18 protein-coding genes are annotated in these 15,220 nt (G+C 62.8%); 9 read left to right on the forward strand and 9 right to left on the reverse strand.

Annotation, left to right across the window (positions count from 1 at the left end):
- Positions 1-47: 47 nt before the first annotated feature.
- Positions 48-3,251 carry a hypothetical protein gene (locus tag ACOCMM_RS17850; protein WP_419554479.1) on the reverse strand — a complete coding sequence of 1,068 codons (3,204 nt, stop codon included), beginning with the start codon at positions 3,249-3,251 and terminating at the stop codon, positions 48-50.
- Between the two features lie 322 nt (positions 3,252-3,573).
- Between ACOCMM_RS17850 and ACOCMM_RS17855 the strand changes: the two genes are divergently transcribed.
- The 6 genes from ACOCMM_RS17855 to ACOCMM_RS17880 all read left to right on the forward strand — a co-directional run bounded on the left by ACOCMM_RS17855 (position 3,574) and on the right by ACOCMM_RS17880 (position 7,312).
- Entirely contained in the window at positions 3,574-3,906 is a 333-nt protein-coding gene (locus tag ACOCMM_RS17855; protein WP_419554480.1) for a trimethylamine methyltransferase family protein, read from the forward strand.
- A gap of 337 nt (positions 3,907-4,243) precedes the next feature.
- Complete coding sequence (locus tag ACOCMM_RS17860; RefSeq protein ID WP_419554481.1) at positions 4,244-5,257, forward strand: hypothetical protein; 1,014 nt, start codon at positions 4,244-4,246, stop codon at positions 5,255-5,257.
- Positions 5,258-5,261: 4 nt separating this feature from the next.
- Positions 5,262-5,450, forward strand: coding sequence for a hypothetical protein (locus ACOCMM_RS17865; protein WP_419554482.1), 189 nt, complete (start codon positions 5,262-5,264; stop codon positions 5,448-5,450).
- A gap of 8 nt (positions 5,451-5,458) precedes the next feature.
- The gene (locus ACOCMM_RS17870) at positions 5,459-5,623 is read left to right on the forward strand and encodes a hypothetical protein (RefSeq protein ID WP_419554483.1); all 165 of its coding nucleotides are present in this window, start codon (positions 5,459-5,461) and stop codon (positions 5,621-5,623) included.
- A gap of 51 nt (positions 5,624-5,674) precedes the next feature.
- Positions 5,675-6,736, forward strand: a complete 1,062-nt coding sequence (locus ACOCMM_RS17875; RefSeq protein WP_419554484.1) for an LLM class flavin-dependent oxidoreductase — start codon at positions 5,675-5,677, stop codon at positions 6,734-6,736.
- A 183-nt stretch (positions 6,737-6,919) separates the two neighbouring features.
- A complete protein-coding gene (locus ACOCMM_RS17880; RefSeq protein ID WP_419554485.1) occupies positions 6,920-7,312 on the forward strand; it encodes a nuclear transport factor 2 family protein in 393 nt (130 codons plus the stop codon).
- Positions 7,313-7,345: 33 nt separating this feature from the next.
- Here ACOCMM_RS17880 and ACOCMM_RS17885 read toward each other — a convergent pair whose 3' ends face one another.
- The 5 genes from ACOCMM_RS17885 to ACOCMM_RS17905 form a co-directional block, all read right to left on the reverse strand.
- Positions 7,346-8,083, reverse strand: a complete 738-nt coding sequence (locus tag ACOCMM_RS17885) for an amino acid ABC transporter permease (protein ID WP_419554486.1) — start codon at positions 8,081-8,083, stop codon at positions 7,346-7,348.
- A 183-nt stretch (positions 8,084-8,266) separates the two neighbouring features.
- The gene (locus ACOCMM_RS17890; RefSeq protein ID WP_419554487.1) at positions 8,267-9,181 is read right to left on the reverse strand and encodes a substrate-binding periplasmic protein; all 915 of its coding nucleotides are present in this window, start codon (positions 9,179-9,181) and stop codon (positions 8,267-8,269) included.
- A 266-nt stretch (positions 9,182-9,447) separates the two neighbouring features.
- Positions 9,448-9,732 carry a type II toxin-antitoxin system RelE family toxin gene (locus ACOCMM_RS17895; RefSeq protein WP_419554488.1) on the reverse strand — a complete coding sequence of 95 codons (285 nt, stop codon included), beginning with the start codon at positions 9,730-9,732 and terminating at the stop codon, positions 9,448-9,450.
- On the reverse strand, positions 9,729-9,998 hold the full coding sequence (locus ACOCMM_RS17900) for a type II toxin-antitoxin system Phd/YefM family antitoxin (RefSeq protein WP_419554489.1): 270 nt from the start codon (positions 9,996-9,998) through the stop codon (positions 9,729-9,731). The genes ACOCMM_RS17895 and ACOCMM_RS17900 overlap by 4 nt, the downstream gene beginning before the upstream one ends.
- A gap of 20 nt (positions 9,999-10,018) precedes the next feature.
- Positions 10,019-10,792 carry an SRPBCC family protein gene (locus ACOCMM_RS17905; protein ID WP_419554490.1) on the reverse strand — a complete coding sequence of 258 codons (774 nt, stop codon included), beginning with the start codon at positions 10,790-10,792 and terminating at the stop codon, positions 10,019-10,021.
- Between the two features lie 56 nt (positions 10,793-10,848).
- On the opposite strand from ACOCMM_RS17905, the gene ACOCMM_RS17910 reads away from it, so the two are divergent.
- A complete protein-coding gene (locus tag ACOCMM_RS17910) occupies positions 10,849-12,078 on the forward strand; it encodes a hypothetical protein (protein ID WP_419554491.1) in 1,230 nt (409 codons plus the stop codon).
- Positions 12,075-13,139 carry a hypothetical protein gene (locus tag ACOCMM_RS17915; RefSeq protein ID WP_419554492.1) on the forward strand — a complete coding sequence of 355 codons (1,065 nt, stop codon included), beginning with the start codon at positions 12,075-12,077 and terminating at the stop codon, positions 13,137-13,139. The genes ACOCMM_RS17910 and ACOCMM_RS17915 overlap by 4 nt, the downstream gene beginning before the upstream one ends.
- Positions 13,140-13,144: 5 nt before the next feature.
- On the opposite strand, the gene ACOCMM_RS17920 is transcribed toward ACOCMM_RS17915, so the two are convergent.
- The 3 genes from ACOCMM_RS17920 to ACOCMM_RS17930 are packed head-to-tail and all read right to left on the reverse strand — an operon-like array spanning position 13,145 to position 13,869.
- Entirely contained in the window at positions 13,145-13,387 is a 243-nt protein-coding gene (locus tag ACOCMM_RS17920; protein WP_419554493.1) for a hypothetical protein, read from the reverse strand.
- Positions 13,342-13,521 (reverse strand): hypothetical protein, encoded by a 180-nt coding sequence (locus tag ACOCMM_RS17925; RefSeq protein ID WP_419554494.1) that lies wholly within the window; start codon positions 13,519-13,521, stop codon positions 13,342-13,344. The genes ACOCMM_RS17920 and ACOCMM_RS17925 overlap by 46 nt, the downstream gene beginning before the upstream one ends.
- 3 nt (positions 13,522-13,524) lie before the next feature.
- Positions 13,525-13,869, reverse strand: a complete 345-nt coding sequence (locus tag ACOCMM_RS17930; protein ID WP_419554495.1) for a hypothetical protein — start codon at positions 13,867-13,869, stop codon at positions 13,525-13,527.
- 297 nt (positions 13,870-14,166) lie between these two features.
- Between ACOCMM_RS17930 and ACOCMM_RS17935 the strand changes: the two genes are divergently transcribed.
- Positions 14,167-15,048, forward strand: coding sequence for a toll/interleukin-1 receptor domain-containing protein (locus ACOCMM_RS17935; protein WP_419554496.1), 882 nt, complete (start codon positions 14,167-14,169; stop codon positions 15,046-15,048).
- Positions 15,049-15,220: the final 172 nt, after the last annotated feature.

Below are 15,220 nucleotides of genomic sequence, written 5' to 3' on the forward strand. Positions count from 1 at the left end.
GGGCGCTTACGTCACCCGGATCGACCGATGACTGTCTGCGCGATTTCCTACAGACCGCCGGCGCGCTGACCGGTCGCGTTGTAGGCGTACAGCTTGTGATCTGTGCTGTCGAGCACCCACATCGTCGACCCGTCTGACCACAATCCGCGCGGATGGTCATTTGCGCTCGCAAGATTGAACTCCTGGGTGAGGGTGCGGGCGCCCCATTCCGTGTCGGTCATGCGGTAGGAGTAGACCATGTCATCGCGCTCGTCGACCACCCACATGATGCTGCCGTCGGACCATATGCCGCTCGCATCCTGGTTGTCTGCATGGAGCCCGATATCCCTTTCGGGGTCCAGAGCTCCGGTCTCGAGCACATACGCATAGATTCTCGAATCGCTCTTGTCCAGCACCCACATCGTCGTCGTTTCATTGCCCCACATGCCGTATGCAAACTCGTTCGCAGAGTCGTAATCGGCGGATGCCAACTCTTCACCCGAGGAGTTCAATTCATAGAACTTCGAGTAGATGTCATCACGCCAAAAGTGAGTGGAGCGCTTGCCGTTGGCAATATGGAAACTGCCAGAGTCGACATCGACCCAGAAGCCGCGTACAGCAGACACATGGCCAGGGAACACAAACGAATCGTCGGGTTTATATTCGCTGAACGAGTCGTCGCCAATCGACCATGCCAACGCCGCGTCACGCCCCTGATCGGCCACCCAGACAAGGTTGCGGCCTGCGTCACCTGATACGCCTCGTGAACTCTTCGACCGATATTGATCGTCGTTGCAGCCGGCATTCAAGTTGATGTCTTTGCTCTGCACTCGGCCGAACAACGTTGTGGAATCGTTCGACGTATCCGAGTCTGTCAGCGTCTCGCCACTGCACCCGAAACCGTTCACGTTGATGTCATCATCGGTGACGGCAACGGAGACAGTGCCGATACCGACGCTGTCATACTCATTCGAGCTGGCGTCTGCGTCGACAAGGTGGAGAAGACGAGCGAAATCATGGCCGCTGTCAGCGTCGTGGGCAGCAGTAACTGTGACGGTCTGCGCCGTGGACCAGTTCAAGGCAGTGAACGTCAGGCTGGCCGGCTTTGTTTCGACTTCCCAGACGCCGGTCACCGCTACTTTGACGACGACATCGGAGGACGTCGGGGCGGCGTTGAGCACAACGGTGTAGGTGCCGCTGCCACCCTCATCTACCGTCAGCCTGCTGACCGAGACGGTGGCTCCCGGAGCGATCACAACGGCGTCGTCGCCAGAATCGTCGTCCCCGGAAGTGTCGTCCCCAGACTCGTCATCCCCAGAAGTGTCGTCACCGCTGGTTTCATCGTTGTCGGTGACGGCAATGGCGACGTCGCTGACGGTGATGTGAGCGCTGGCAGGGCTGACTGTGTGGCTGATGGTTGCTTCGTCGTCCGTGCTGTCAGCGTCCTCAAGCGCGGACACGGTGACGTCTTGCGATGTGGACCAGTTCAAGCTCGTGAACGTCAGTGTCGACGGCGACACGGTGATATCGCTGTCCCCGCTCACCGTGACACCGATGAGGATGTCATTGCTTGGAGCCGCGTCGAGCACGACCGAGTACGAGGAGTTGCTGCCCTCATCGAATGCCAGCGAATCGACCGTGACAACCACATCGTCCGTGTCGTTCACAGCCACCGCGACCGGGTCGATACGGACACCGACGAACTCGCTGCTCGACGTGCCGTCGACGGTCACACGGTGAAAGACGGTTGCGGTTCCGTCGGCCCGGTCTGCGTCGTCGCTCGCAGTGACGACGACTTGCTGTTCTTCGAGCCAATTCGTCGGCGTAAAGGTCAGCAGGCTGGGTGCGACGGAGACGGTGGCATCTCCCATTTTCCAAACCTCGATCACGACATTTGAGGCAGGGGCTGAGTCAAGCACCACGGTGTAGGGGGTGCTGCTCGGTTCGTCGATCACCAGTGCGAGGGCGGAAACCGTTATCCCGGCGGTATCGATGTCGAGTGCGGTGAGCCCAAGCGTGTCGATGACGACGGCGTCGTATTCGTCCGAGCTGCTCTCGGCGTTGACGGTATGGGTGATCTGGATGCCGTCGTTGAACGTGTCGCTGTCATGGGTGATGCTGATCGTGATGTCTTGGGGCGTGTACCAGTTCTGCGGAGTAAACGTCAACGAGCTCGGCGATATCGAGAAGTCCTCGTTCTCGGTGTGGGTGACATCAATGACAACATCGGCGTCGGGCTCAGCCCGCAGGACCAGCGAATACGCAACGCTGTCTCCTTCGAAGACATCACCCCAAGTGTCGGGAATCATCAGCTCCACGCCGGGATCTACGGCTTGTTCTTCTTCTGTGTCGCCCGGATGCGTATATGCGAACAGCTTGCGATCGGCCTCGTCGACAATCCACATGGTCGTGCCGTCAGACCAGATGCCCCGCGGCCGGTCATTGTCACCGTCAGTCTGGAACTCATGCTCGACCTGGCGTTCGCCGCGCGAGTCTTCGTCCATCGAATAGGCAAAAAGCTTGGCGCCGCTCAGGTCGCTGACCCACATGACAGCACCGTCGGACCAGAGTCCTCGCGGGCTTCCGTTCAAGGGATCCAATGTGAGTTCTTGATTGTGCAGACGATCGCCCGTGAAGAGGTCATAAGCGAAAATCAGGTCGAAATGGCTGTCGAGCACATAGATCGTCTGGCCGTCGGACCAGATGTCTTCCGGCTGCCGGTTCGGTGCGTCGAGCGCAATTTCTACATCCGGAACGTGCTGGCCTGCCTCACGGTCGAACGCCACAATCGTTCGCTGGTTGGTTCCACTGGGTGCAGCGGATCCATCCGCTGGGGACCCAGGCGTTGGGGCGACCACGTAGAGATACTGGTCGTTGGCCCAAATGCCTGAGTGGGAATCGGCAACCGCGACGGTGTCGATGTCGTCCTCATGGATCTGATCGCCAAACCGATACGCACCAGCGTCCTCCAGGGAAAGTGCGCGCACCTGACTCGAGTCGCGCGTGCTGACGTACATGGTGGACCCGATCCCAGCAATCGCTGTCGGGCTGTTCCAGGCAGCGTGCAGGTCGATGTCCCGGTTCGAGTCGCGATCCCAGGTGACCGAGGCGTCATCGTCCCCGGATTGTGCTGCGGCAGGCAGGGCGACCGTCGCCGTGGCCAGAGCCGCTGCCAGCGTCGCTATGAGCAATCGCTTCAGCCTCCCTCGCTTGCGGGCAGACCCCCAAGACCCGGAGGAGCTGTGACCATGATCGCGATGCATGTATGCCATGCACAGAATTGTAGGCCGCACAAGGATGGCTTCATGTCTTCATGCGTGCAGTGCACCTTGTGTGTGCGATGCGATGCGATGCTGTGCGTCACGGCGGCCGTCGGGCAGCGGCGCACAGTCAGTTGTCGCCGACGCGGCGTGCGGCGCGCACGGTCGAGCCGGGTCGCTGCACGCACCGCCGGGCCGTCGCCATCGGCAGGCGGGCCGACACCGCGCCGACGCATTCCCACCTATGAGCTGCTGGACGATGCGACCCTGGATCGGCTCGAGGCGCATGCGGAAGCCATGACTGGGATCGCCCTCACCCAGCTCGTGCGACCTGGTGCGCCGTTTGCTCGAGGGGCTCACCCTCAACGACAACGCCCTCGGGACGTCGGCGTTCAGCGAGGCCGGTCCGGGCGGCAACTACCTGGCGACTGCCCACACCATGGCGAACTTCGAGACGGCCAACTTCGAGTCGGCACTGTGCGAAACCCGGTCGTTCGAGCAATGGTCCGAGGAAGGCAGCCTCGACATGGCCCAGCGCGCCAACCACCAGTGGAAGCAGATGCTGGCCGACTACGAGCCGCCGCCGCCGCTCGACCCGCCGGTCGACCGTGAGCTGCAAGCCTTCGTCGACGACTGCAAGGCAGCCGCGCCCGACGCCTGGTACTGACCCCGCTCGTTCTTGAGCATGCCGCCCGCACCGGGCCGCGCGGATAGGCGACCGCTCGGAATGCTGCTGTCACGCTTTCTGTGCGCAGATTTGCCGTTTGTGGCGGCATTTTTGCGCAGAGTCTGTCGTCGGGGCTGCCGGGAATCGCCGCTTATCTGCTAACGCTCTCAGGATGTTTCAGAAAATTACTTGTTTCACTGCTATTGAAACAGAGTAAGATATGAAACGAACTCGAATCACTGTCCACCATCCCGGAACCCGAGCAACCATGCCATCGTCAAGCCTTCCCAGCGAAACTCGAATAATCCGAGACCTGACTCGCACGCTTGCTGCTCGGTTGCCGACAGGTTGGAACGCCGACGTAGGCCTCGACGCACGAATCGGTGCAACGGCGCTCAGGCCCGATGCCGTCGTCAAGGTTAAGTCGCCGAGTGGAGAGTCCGCTCAGATCGTCATCGAGGCCAAACGGCGGATCGAACCTCGCGCGGCAAGATCGGTGGTGGACCAGGTGCAGCAGTACTGCACCGCCCTAGAAGAGGAAGCAGTGCCAATCGTTGGCGCCGCCTACCTCTCGCCGCGCACTCGAGACACACTCGTGAGCTGCGGCGTCGGCTACATCGACACCACTGGCAACGTCAAGTTGGAAGTCTCGTCGCCGGGACTGTTCATCTCGGCTGCGGGCGCTGACCGTGATCCCTGGCCCGCGGAGTATCCGCTGACTTCTCTCCGTGGTCGCGGCGCTGCTGTCGCACTGCGAGCCATCATCGACAATTCGCCGCCATTCGGCATCCGACGGCTTGCGGAAACCACCGCGGCATCAGCACCGACGCTCTCGCGTGTCATTGAATTGCTCGACCGCGAAGGGATCACTACGCGCGAGCCACGCGGCCGCGTTCTTGATGTCGATTGGAAAGCCGCCATCCGCCGGTGGGCCGAGGACTACGGACAGTTGACGTCAAACCAGCCGTCCATGTTGCTTGATCCGCGCGGGCTTCGAACCACCGAACGTCGCCTCGCACGCACTTCGTTCAAGTATGCGGCCACCGGTGCTTTCGCGGCCCAACGCTTCAACCCGATCGCGGGCGCGAGAACGGCGACGCTCTTTGTCGAGGACCCCTACGAAGCGGCTCACGAACTCGGCCTGCGCGAAGTCGACTATGGCGCGAACGTCGTTCTGCTCGAACCGTTTGACCCGATCGTGTTCGAAGGCGCCACGATCCGCAACCGTCTGCGCTGCGTCAGCCCGAGCCAACTCGCTGTCGACTTGCTGACTGGACCAGGTCGAGAGCCGTCGCAAGGCGAAGCACTCTTCGATTGGATGACGAGCAATGAACAAGCTTGGCGAACGTAGACAGTTGTACATACGTGCACGTGCGGGCCTTCTGGATGCCGCCGATGCGCTGGGGGTTCATCTCGATGCGGTCGTGCTCGTGGGAGCTCAAGCCGTCTATGCGCACACCAGCGAGACCGAATTTGTCGTCGACGAGTACACGACCGACGCCGATTTCGCGCTCGGCTCGACAGCTTGCAGCAGGACGATCTGAGCAAGGGGGTGACCGATGAAGCAATTGCACTACTGGGCTCACTCTTCGGCACCGCCGACGGCCTCGGCGTTCGCATGGCCGTACGCGCTGTCGGAACGCTCGAAGACCCGGACTTCGTCGCGTCGTCACTTGTAGTTCTCGTCGGCGACTTGCTCCACGAGTTGAAGGCCTGATCGGTTAGGGGGCGTCCAACTAGCGTCCCGTATCCGAACGAGGAGCAAGGTATGGCTCAGTCGCTCAGATTTGGGATCGTGCACGACTTCCGCTGCCCGCCGGGCAGCGACGTGACGATGCCGCAGGTGTACGCCGAGACGTTCGACCAGGTTGTCCATGCAGAGCAGATCGGCATGGAGCTGTGCTGGTTCACCGAGCACCACTTCATGTCCGACGGCTACCTGCCCAACTTCGTGCCGGTGGCAGGTGCGGCGGCGGCGCTGACCACCACCATGCGGTTCTCCACCGACATCTGCCTCATGCCGTTCCGGGATCCCGTGCGGCTGGCCGAGGACCTTGCCGTGCTCGACAACGTTTCCGGCGGCCGCATGGAGCTGGGAATCGGCATGGGCTACGCCGCGCACGAGTTCGCCGGTTTCGGCCTGCCGATCAGCCGGCGAGTGTCGCTGACCGAGGAGGCCATCGAGATCCTGCGCTTGGCGTGGTCGGGCGAGCCGTTCACGTTCGAGGGCAAGCGGTACCGCTACAGCGATCTGCGGGTCACGCCCGACCCGGTGCAAGACGGCGGTCCCCCGCTGTGGGTGGCAGCCACCAGCGAGGCCGGTGCGCTGCGGGCGGCCCGATTCGACACGAACCTGCTGCCGCAAGGACCCAAAGCCAAGGTGCTCGAACCATGGAAGGCAGCGCTGGCAGCCGACGGTCGAGACATCGGGGACAAGCGGGTCGGGATCATCCGTGGCGTCTACGTGACCGACGGATCGGACCCCGCCGACGACCCGACCTGGGAGGCGATTGCAGCGGCCGAGAAGTACCGGCGCGATGTCTACATCGGCATCATCAAGGCCAGCGCCGACCACAAGCAGGCCGCTGCCGAACGCTCGGCCCGGACCGGTTCTCGCCAGCCAGATCCGCTCAACCCGCTGGTGTGGACCGCCGGTGACGCCGACCACTGCGTTGCCGAGTTGACCACGATGATCCGCGACCACGACGTCACCGACCTGGTCACCTGGGGCGGCCCGCCAGGCTTGCCCCCATCGGTCATGAACGACTCGCTGGAGCGCATGGCCCGCGAGGTGATCCCCCGCGTCCGCGCGAACCTTTCCTTGCAGTGAAGACGACGCACTCGCCGTCGGACGACTGTGCTGCGGTGCCTGATCGTCGGCTCGGCGGTGCCTGATCGTCGGCTCGGCGGTGCCTGATCGTCGGCTCGGCGGTGCCTGATCGTCGGCTCGGCGGCGATCGAGCAGCGGCTCGGGGCTTGGCTGGGGTGACCGGTAGTGACTTAGGGTCCGGCCATGGACATTGCTGACCGTCTGGAATTGCACGAGCTGCCGGGCCGCTACGGCGACATCATCGACGACCGCGATTGGGACCGGCTGGGGACGATCTTCACCGACGATGCGGTGTTCGACCTGACCGATCTGGGTGCGCCCCGGTTGGAGGGACTAACGGCGATCCGGGACTTCATGGCCGATGAGGCCGAGCATCCCCGCACCCACACGATGACGAACATCTACGTCAACGAGACCGACGCTGGGGTGGAGCTGAAGTTCCGGATCCTGGCGCTGATCGGCGGCGGCAAGGTGGGCACCGCCTCGTATCACGACCTCGTGGTGCGCACGCCGAACGGCTGGCGCGTCCAAGACCGGATGCTGAAGCACCGCCGCACCCAGGTGTATCCCGACTGAGTTGTCAACTTCGCTGCGATTGCCCGCCGCTGCCTAGTGATGCGCCTCTTGAGGCTGTTCGCCCCCGCGGAGGCGGCGTTCGAGTCGGCTGAGACCGAACGACAGCACCAAGACGAGGCTGACGTAAATGAACACCAGCACGACGTAGCTCTCACGAAACCGAAAACTCCCTGCGGCGTACTGCCGAGCCCTCAGCGTCACCTCGCCGACTGCCAGCACCGACAGCAGCGACGAATCCTTCAGAATCGCTATGAAATCATTCCCGAGCGGCGGGATCACGGCCCGCATCGCCTGCGGGAAGATCACCCGGCGCAGGGTCGCCCGACGACTCAGCCCGAGGGAAAGACCGGCTTCGGTCTGCCCACGCGGCACCGACTGCACTCCGCCGCGGAAAACTTCCGCGATGTAGGCGCCGTAGATGATGGCCAGCGCGATCACGCCCCGCCATTCGGTGCTGATGCTGCGATTGTCGAAGCCGAGCCAGGCGGCGACGTCGGGAACGACAACCAGCGCCAAGAAGAAGATCAGCGGCAGTATCGGAACGCCCCGGATGAACTCGATGTACGTACGGGCAACGTTGCGCAATACGACGTTGCGTGAGATCCGGCCCAATGCCAGCACCAGCCCGAGAGCCAACGAGATCACGAATGCGAGCGCGGTCGTGCGGATTGTGAACCCGATGCCGACGGCGATGCGGTCCCACGCGTCGCGGTAGCGCTCGGTGAACAGCGACAGCCAGCCCAGCCAGCCGACGATGAGGACGAGCAGCACCGCCCAGTAAGGAAATGATTCGGCGCTGAATCTGGCGCGCCCACCCCCGGGTTGGCTTCGCGTGTGCCCTCGACGCATTCGGCGCAGCGATCGCACGGTCAGGTGCTCCGCACTGCGCCGAATCGGCACCGTATCCGCAGTGAGTCCACCGGAACCGCTGCAGACCGACGTCGATGGCTCAGGCTATTCCCCGTCGTATTCGGGGAATTCGAGATCGTCGTACGTGATGGTGAATGCCCCGCCGAAGTACCGGGAACTGATCTCTTCGAGCGTTCCATCCGCCTTCATGTCGGCGAGTGCCTCGTTGATCGGTTCCACCCACTCGCTGCCCTTGGGGAAGATGAATCCGAGCTGGTCCGATGACAGCGACCCGCCGACCAGCTCGACCTGGTCGGCGTTTTGGCCGATGTATCCCTGACCGGCAGTCTCGTCGATGATGACGGCATCGATGTCGCCGGCAATCAGCGACTGCACCACGAAGCCGAACTCCTCGAAGGGCGCCACCCGGTCTTCGCCAACCAGCTCGACGCCGGTGTCGTAGTTGGTCGTGCCGATCTGAGTTCCCAGCACGAAATTCCCGGCGGCGAAGCTGGCGGCGTCAACAAAGCGATCTTCGCCTTTGCGCACCATCAGCCGCTGGTCCACATTGATATAGCCATCGGAGAAGTCCACGATCTCTGCGCGTGCGGCGGTGATGGTGATCCCGTCGGCCGCCATGTCGAACTGCCCATCGGCAACGGCCTGGATCATCGGCTCCCACGGGAAGTTCTCGAACACCGGCGTGCAGCCGATGCGCTCGCAGATCTCGTCGAGCACCTCGTAATCCCAGCCGGTCGGCTCGCCCGTCTCGGGGTCGAGATAGTTGAACGGCAGGTAGGCATTCTCGACGGCGATGGTCAGTTCGCCGCGGTCTGAGTCGGACCCGCACCCGGCCAAGCCCAATCCAAGCAGCATCGCAACCACGAGGCCGAGCGGCCAGCGGCGGAGCCCGATGCTGTTTCGTTTCGGATTTCGGCGGTCGTAGACACGCCCCTCGCCGGTTCGGTGCGAGTGAGACAGATGGTTCATGGTGCACTCTTCCTGCTGCGCGCCGCTCATCGGCGCAAACCTGTCAAGTCTCACACATCGCGTGTCGCTGGCGGCTCACAGCGGTTCAATCAGGAGTTGGGGCGCGGGTGGCGCGCCAGGCTCGCCAGCAAGGGTCGTCTCGGTCGGCCGACGAAGCCGAGCATCCCCGCACCCACACGATGACCAACATCTACGTGAACGAGTCCGACGAGGGGGTGGGGCTGAAGTTCCGCATCCTGGCGCTGATCGGCGGCGGCAAGGTGGGAACCGCCGCCCCTCGAGGCCGCTGGGAGTCCTCAGCTACCGAGGCTCCGGTACGCGTCTCGGCGGTGTGCCACCCGAAGCACCACGATCTCGCGCTGCATATCGTCAATGCGATACACGACTCGGTACGTGCCGCGACGCGCAGTCCACTTGCCTTCAAGGTCATCGCGCAACGGCGTCCCGACCCTGCGCGGCGCCTCAGCCAAAGCTCCTGTGATCAACTCGACAATGGCCGAAGCGACCGATTCGGGAAGCTGCTCGGCGATCGCGGCGGCCGCGGAGCGTGCGATAACGATGCGGTACGGCGCCGCATTCACCGTGGCCGAAGCGCCCTGACAGCCTCCACGCCGCGCACGACGTTGCCTTCGGCTATCTCACGCTCGGCCAGCGCAATCTCCCGCATCGCATCCGGGTCGGACAGGATCGCCAGCGTCTCCTCGATCGACTCAAGATCCTCGGGACTCATGAGGACGGCCGCAGGCGTTCCGTTGCGAGTGATGACGATCCGTTCGTGGTGGCTGTGGACTCGCTCGACGAAGTCTGAGAAGCGGTCCCTCACTGTTCTCAGCGATTCAGTGGTCATGGGCACAATTGTGCCACGGATCATCCGGTTGCCGGAACGCGGTCGGCGAGCCACTGTCGCCAGCGGGGGTCGTCGCGCTCAGCCGCGGCGGCGCCATCGGGTCCGTAGAGGTACAGCCAGGCCGAGACCATCGTGAATCCGCCACCGTCCTCCGATGTCAGGAAGGCCGTGCCGGGCGCTGGTTCGTCGACCAGCAGGGTGATCCGGCGGGCGGCCGTGTCGATCACCGTGCCTGCCAGCTTCGCCACGTCGTCGGCAGCCACCTCGAGACGATGGCCGACCTCGGGCATCTCGTCGATGCCCAACCCGCCCGCGAGGATCGCCCACCCCTCGTCGGGACTCACCGACCACATGGCCATCGGCAATGCAGAGGTCGCAGCCTGTCCGGGGAAGTGCTCCAGGTGGAGCTGGAGGTTGGCCATGAATAGTTTCCAGCCGTCGACCATGGCCTCGTACTGCGGGTCGTCGTCGCCGAATCCGGCGTTGTGGAGGCGCACGGTGCAGGTGCCGTCGTCGTGCGGCGCGATCGTCCACTCGAACGTCAGCCCCTCGACGCCTTCACCCCCATCGAACAGCACCCGCTGCGGCGGCTCCCAGGCCGCGACCCGGCCTGCGATCTGCATCTCGGGCTCCGGCCCGAACGACGCCGTCGCCGCTCCCCCAGTCCGCTCCTCGATGGTGTGCGGCACATACCACGACGAGATCCCCGGCCCCGTCGCCACCGCCCGCCACACCGTCTCCACGTCGCCGATCACCTCGACCGAGAGATCGATCACCCGTCCCGTGCTCGCCATCCCCCCAGCCTGCCCGTCTCGTGGCCAACTCCGCAACTGCGTACGCTTGACGAGCCATGGCGACGGATTCTGGATACTTGCCCCGGCTCCAGTCCCGAGAAGCGTTCGTCGACCACCTCGAGGGTTACACCGAGCCCACGGTGGCCGAGCTTCGTGATGGCAGGTTGACTCGAAAACTGCTCAAGACCTACATGCTTGAGACAGCCCGGCACGACCACGCGACCCCGGCGCTGACGGCGCTCTTCCCGCCTCACGTTCAGTTGCATCGCCTCGACGACACGCTCTACCGCGTCGAGGACGCAACTCACGAGGGTCGCGTCGTCGGACTGCTGGAATCGCTCGAAGAGCGGCATCCGGTGTTCTATACGACGCTGGCCGCTGACGACAGCAACAAGTGGGTTCGGCAGGTCGTCGACCGCAACCCGTGGCTGGACCGGCTCTGGCTCTCGTCGCCGATTCTGTTCGAACTCTGGAAGTACGTGCAACGCACCACGCCAGCCCACCGCTACGTCCGCCTCGGTTTCGAGCACGAAGCGTGGTATGAGACCGCCTCCGACCTCGGTGACACAGATGCGGCCGAGGTCGACGGCGAAGAGCCGGCCGACGACGAAGCGGCTCAAGGGTTTGTCGAGCGCCGACGGTCGAAGGTGGCGCTCACCGAGCGGCTAGGTGTCCTTCAAGAGAAACTGCCGCACTTCCTGACCCTGTACGACCCGATGCATTCGCTCGTTCAGTTGCAGATCCCCAGCGGGAGCAGGGGCGGCCACCTGCTCTACCACGACGGCCACGCGACCAATCGAAGTGACTCGTTCGTTGAGCATCGGGCGGCAGTTGCACAGGTCCTCGGTCTGTATCGGCGCATCACCGAGCACTCTGAAGATCAGCTCTGGGTCGACACAACCGAGGTTGGTGAGGACGGCTTCACGGTTAAGGGCGCGCCGGTCACCATCCAGTTCCGTCAACCCTTGAGCGAGGCGACATTCAATCGATTCGTCGATCTCGGACTTGAACGCCGGACCAGTCGGTTTCGAATCGGCGGCTATGTCACGCGACGTGGACCGACCAAGGTCCATGTCGCTGCTATCGATCGTCACCTCTGGCAACCGTTCCTTCTCGAAGTTACGAGCAAGCAACTTGTCGCCGTCCTGCCTCGCGGGACCTGCGGCAACACGATCCACCGGCTAGTGACCAACGTCCAGCGCCTCCTCGACCCAAGCGTGGACGTATGGCTCGGAAACGAGCGCTACGAAACTGCTGTCGAGAATTCCATGCTGGCCGCCGCATGACCGACGCATCCTCACTTCTCTCGGATCAGGTCTTCCAGCTCAACACGTTCTTGTGGGCTCTCGAAGATCTCCCTGACGAGAGCCAGATCCAACCGGTCCTACGGCAAGCTGGCTACTACCTCGGCTCCATTGGCAGAAGCGTTTTCATGCCGAGCGGTGAGCGGGCGATCGCGGCGCTCACGAATCTGACCGGTTCCGCAGATCGATCGCCATGTCGTCCGGACCTTTGGCTGAGGCACTCAAGCGACCCTGTCCAGCCCATCGTCGAACTGAAGGCGCGTGGCTTCTCACCGGACTCGTCAAATCGTCGACAGGCCCTGAAGCTCATCGCCGCAGCCTTCAACCTCGCGCCGTCGCTCGCCGAGCCAGGCAAACGGCCGGGTCACGTCCTTTACGCAACCACTGCCGCCGACGCCGACGGACTCGCTTCGACGCTCAAGGACTTGGCCCAATCCCTTGTCGCGGAGAACGCTCCCGCTGCGCCAACCGGGGCCATCGGTCTCTCACTCGAAGCCGAAGGGGTCGCCTTGTCGAGTCCGAATCCGGCCGATCTGCCGACCCCGCTCGGCGCCGCACTCGCCAACCGACCGATCGTTCTTCAAGCCGATGGGGAAAACGATGTACGGCCCCTCTACTTCGTTCCCTGGATGCCGGGTATTGACGACAGCCAAGAACCAGAACTTCGCTCTTCCGGGCTTCAGGAATTGACGGCGCGCGTACTCACCCACATGCTCGCCGCGGTCGGCCAGGCACGGCCTCCGACGACGCTGATGCTCGATGGCACCCGACTCTTGAGCGCCGCGACGTTTGGTGTGTTCGATCAGTGGCGAGACACCGATAGGCAAGAGTTCAGCGAAGCCGTTGGAAAGATTGTGGATAGAGCACTCAAGCCGGTGGTGGAGGTGCGTCGAGTTTCAGGCGACTGCCGAGAAGTAGGCCTTCCGAACGCCGAGGTTCAAGAAGCGGTCACCGACCGTCTCGAACGAGCGGATCCGGCCAACCCGGCAACGAATCTGGAGACCGCGGTCGAAGAACCGGCCACCCTGTTCGACGAGTTGTAGCCACGTCACGCCGCGGCGGGTGATCGTCGACAGCGTGCAGCACGAATCACATGCTGCCCAGGCGACTCAAGGTCGCAGGCGCAGACCATCGTGAACCCGCCTGCGTCCTCGGACGTCAGGAACGCCGTTCCCGGTGCTGGCTGGTCGGTCAGCACAGTGATCCGGCGAGCGGCTGTTTCGATCACCGTGCCCGCCAGCCCCGTCACGTCGTCCACTCCCACGTCGAGTCGGTCGCCAACAGCAGGCATCTCGTCAATGCCCAGCCCTCGTCGGGAGTGATCTGCCACATGACCATCGGCAAAGTGGAAGTTGCGGTCTGGCCAGCGAAGTGCTGCAAGTAGAGCTGGAGGTTGGCCATTAACAGCTTCCAGCCATCGACCATGGCCTAGTGCTGAGGATCGTCGTCGCCGAAGCCAGCGTTGTGGAGGCGCGCGGAGCAGGTGCCGTCGTCATGGGGTTCGATGATCCATTCGAACGTCAGCCCCTCGACGTCTTCGCCACCGTCGAACGGCACCCGATGCGGCGGCTCCCAGGCCGCGACCCGACCAGGGATCTGCATCTCCGGCTCCGGTCCGAACGACACGATCGCAGCTCCCTCGGTCCTTTCCTCGATGGTGTGCGGCACCCACCACGACGAGATTCCCGGCCTCGTCGCCACCGCCCGCCACACCGTCTCAACGTCGCCGATCACCTCGACCGGCAGATCAATCACCCGTCCCGAATGCACCATGCCCCCAATCCTGCCTCCGCGAACTGGCTTCTGCGACATCGGCGTCTCGGCTTCGGCATCGAGACATCCGAGAGTCTTGCTGTCTCCACGTCGTGCAGCCACGCTCTACGCCAGACCTGTCGCGGGGTAGCACGTTTGCCCGCGGAAACCGTCACCGACGACCTGACACAGGGCACCAATCCGGCTCGGGCCCATATTGCGCGAACTGTTGCCAATGCGGAAGGCGCAATCTGACTGACGAACTCCGAGGCACTCTCACCGAACACGTCCAGTGTCTATGACCTATAGCATTCAAGCATGCAACCAGGTCAACGAGTCGACGTCATCAGACGCGTAGCGACTCGACTCGGTTCAGAGGATGACTGGACCATTATCGATCTCGTCCTGGAACAGTTTGGTTTTCCGATCCGTTGGGAATGGAACGGAACCAAGGACGCATATGTCATTGACTGCCTAAAGCAGGGAGACGACGACAATCTCTCTGCCATCGATCAGTACCTCATGGGACATCCTCGCCCCAGCGATGAGCCTTGGGAAGGCGAGGGTTTCCGGCTGTTCCTGACGCATCTGGCCAAGAGAAAGCAGATCGCTCACACTCTAAAATCTCACCTCCGCTATTTTGGCGTCGACGCCTTCGTCGCGCATGATGACATTCAAGCGGGCAAAGAATGGCAAGTAGTCATTGAGTCAGCGCTACGTTCCTGCGATGCACTGGCGGGCCTTCTTCACGACGGATTCCGCAAGAGCGATTGGTGCGATCAAGAAGTCGGAATTGCTTTGGGTCGTGGGATCCCTGTCGTGCCAATTCAATATGACCTCCTCCCATACGGTTTCTTTGGCTCAGTACAAGCTGTGAACAATGCAGTCGACCTACAACCGAAGGACCTCGCAAGAGGGCTTGTCCTGATACTGTTGAAAGACAAGAGGACCGCCGGAAGACTGACGGAGGCCATAGTAAACGGGCTGATCGATGCGACTTCATTTAAGCAGGCGAATCAACTGTCCCAGATTCTCGACGAAGAGGCCTCGCTAGTCTCACGAGATCAGGTCGAAAGACTACGCAATGCCGAGAAAGAGAACCGGCAACTGCAAGAAGCCTTCTCCTTCGACCGACACATCTCTGCGATCGAAACCAGAATCGACGCTACTCACGGTCTCGACGAAGAGCCGCCTTTCTGAATCAGCAGACTCTCGCCGGGTGTACGTCACGGGTCAAGCTAGTCTTCGCCAACCGCGAAGCGAAAAGGATCTTAGACTGCCGCGACTCTATTGGTGAACGTGTCGTCACCTGTGTATGTGTCAAACGTCAGGCCAGACTCCGCGCAACCAATACCGACGGATTAGTGGGCTT

Origin of the sequence: Candidatus Poriferisodalis sp., from assembly GCF_965198245.1 — a bacterium.
Taxonomy (GTDB): domain Bacteria; phylum Actinomycetota; class Acidimicrobiia; order Acidimicrobiales; family Poriferisodalaceae; genus Poriferisodalis.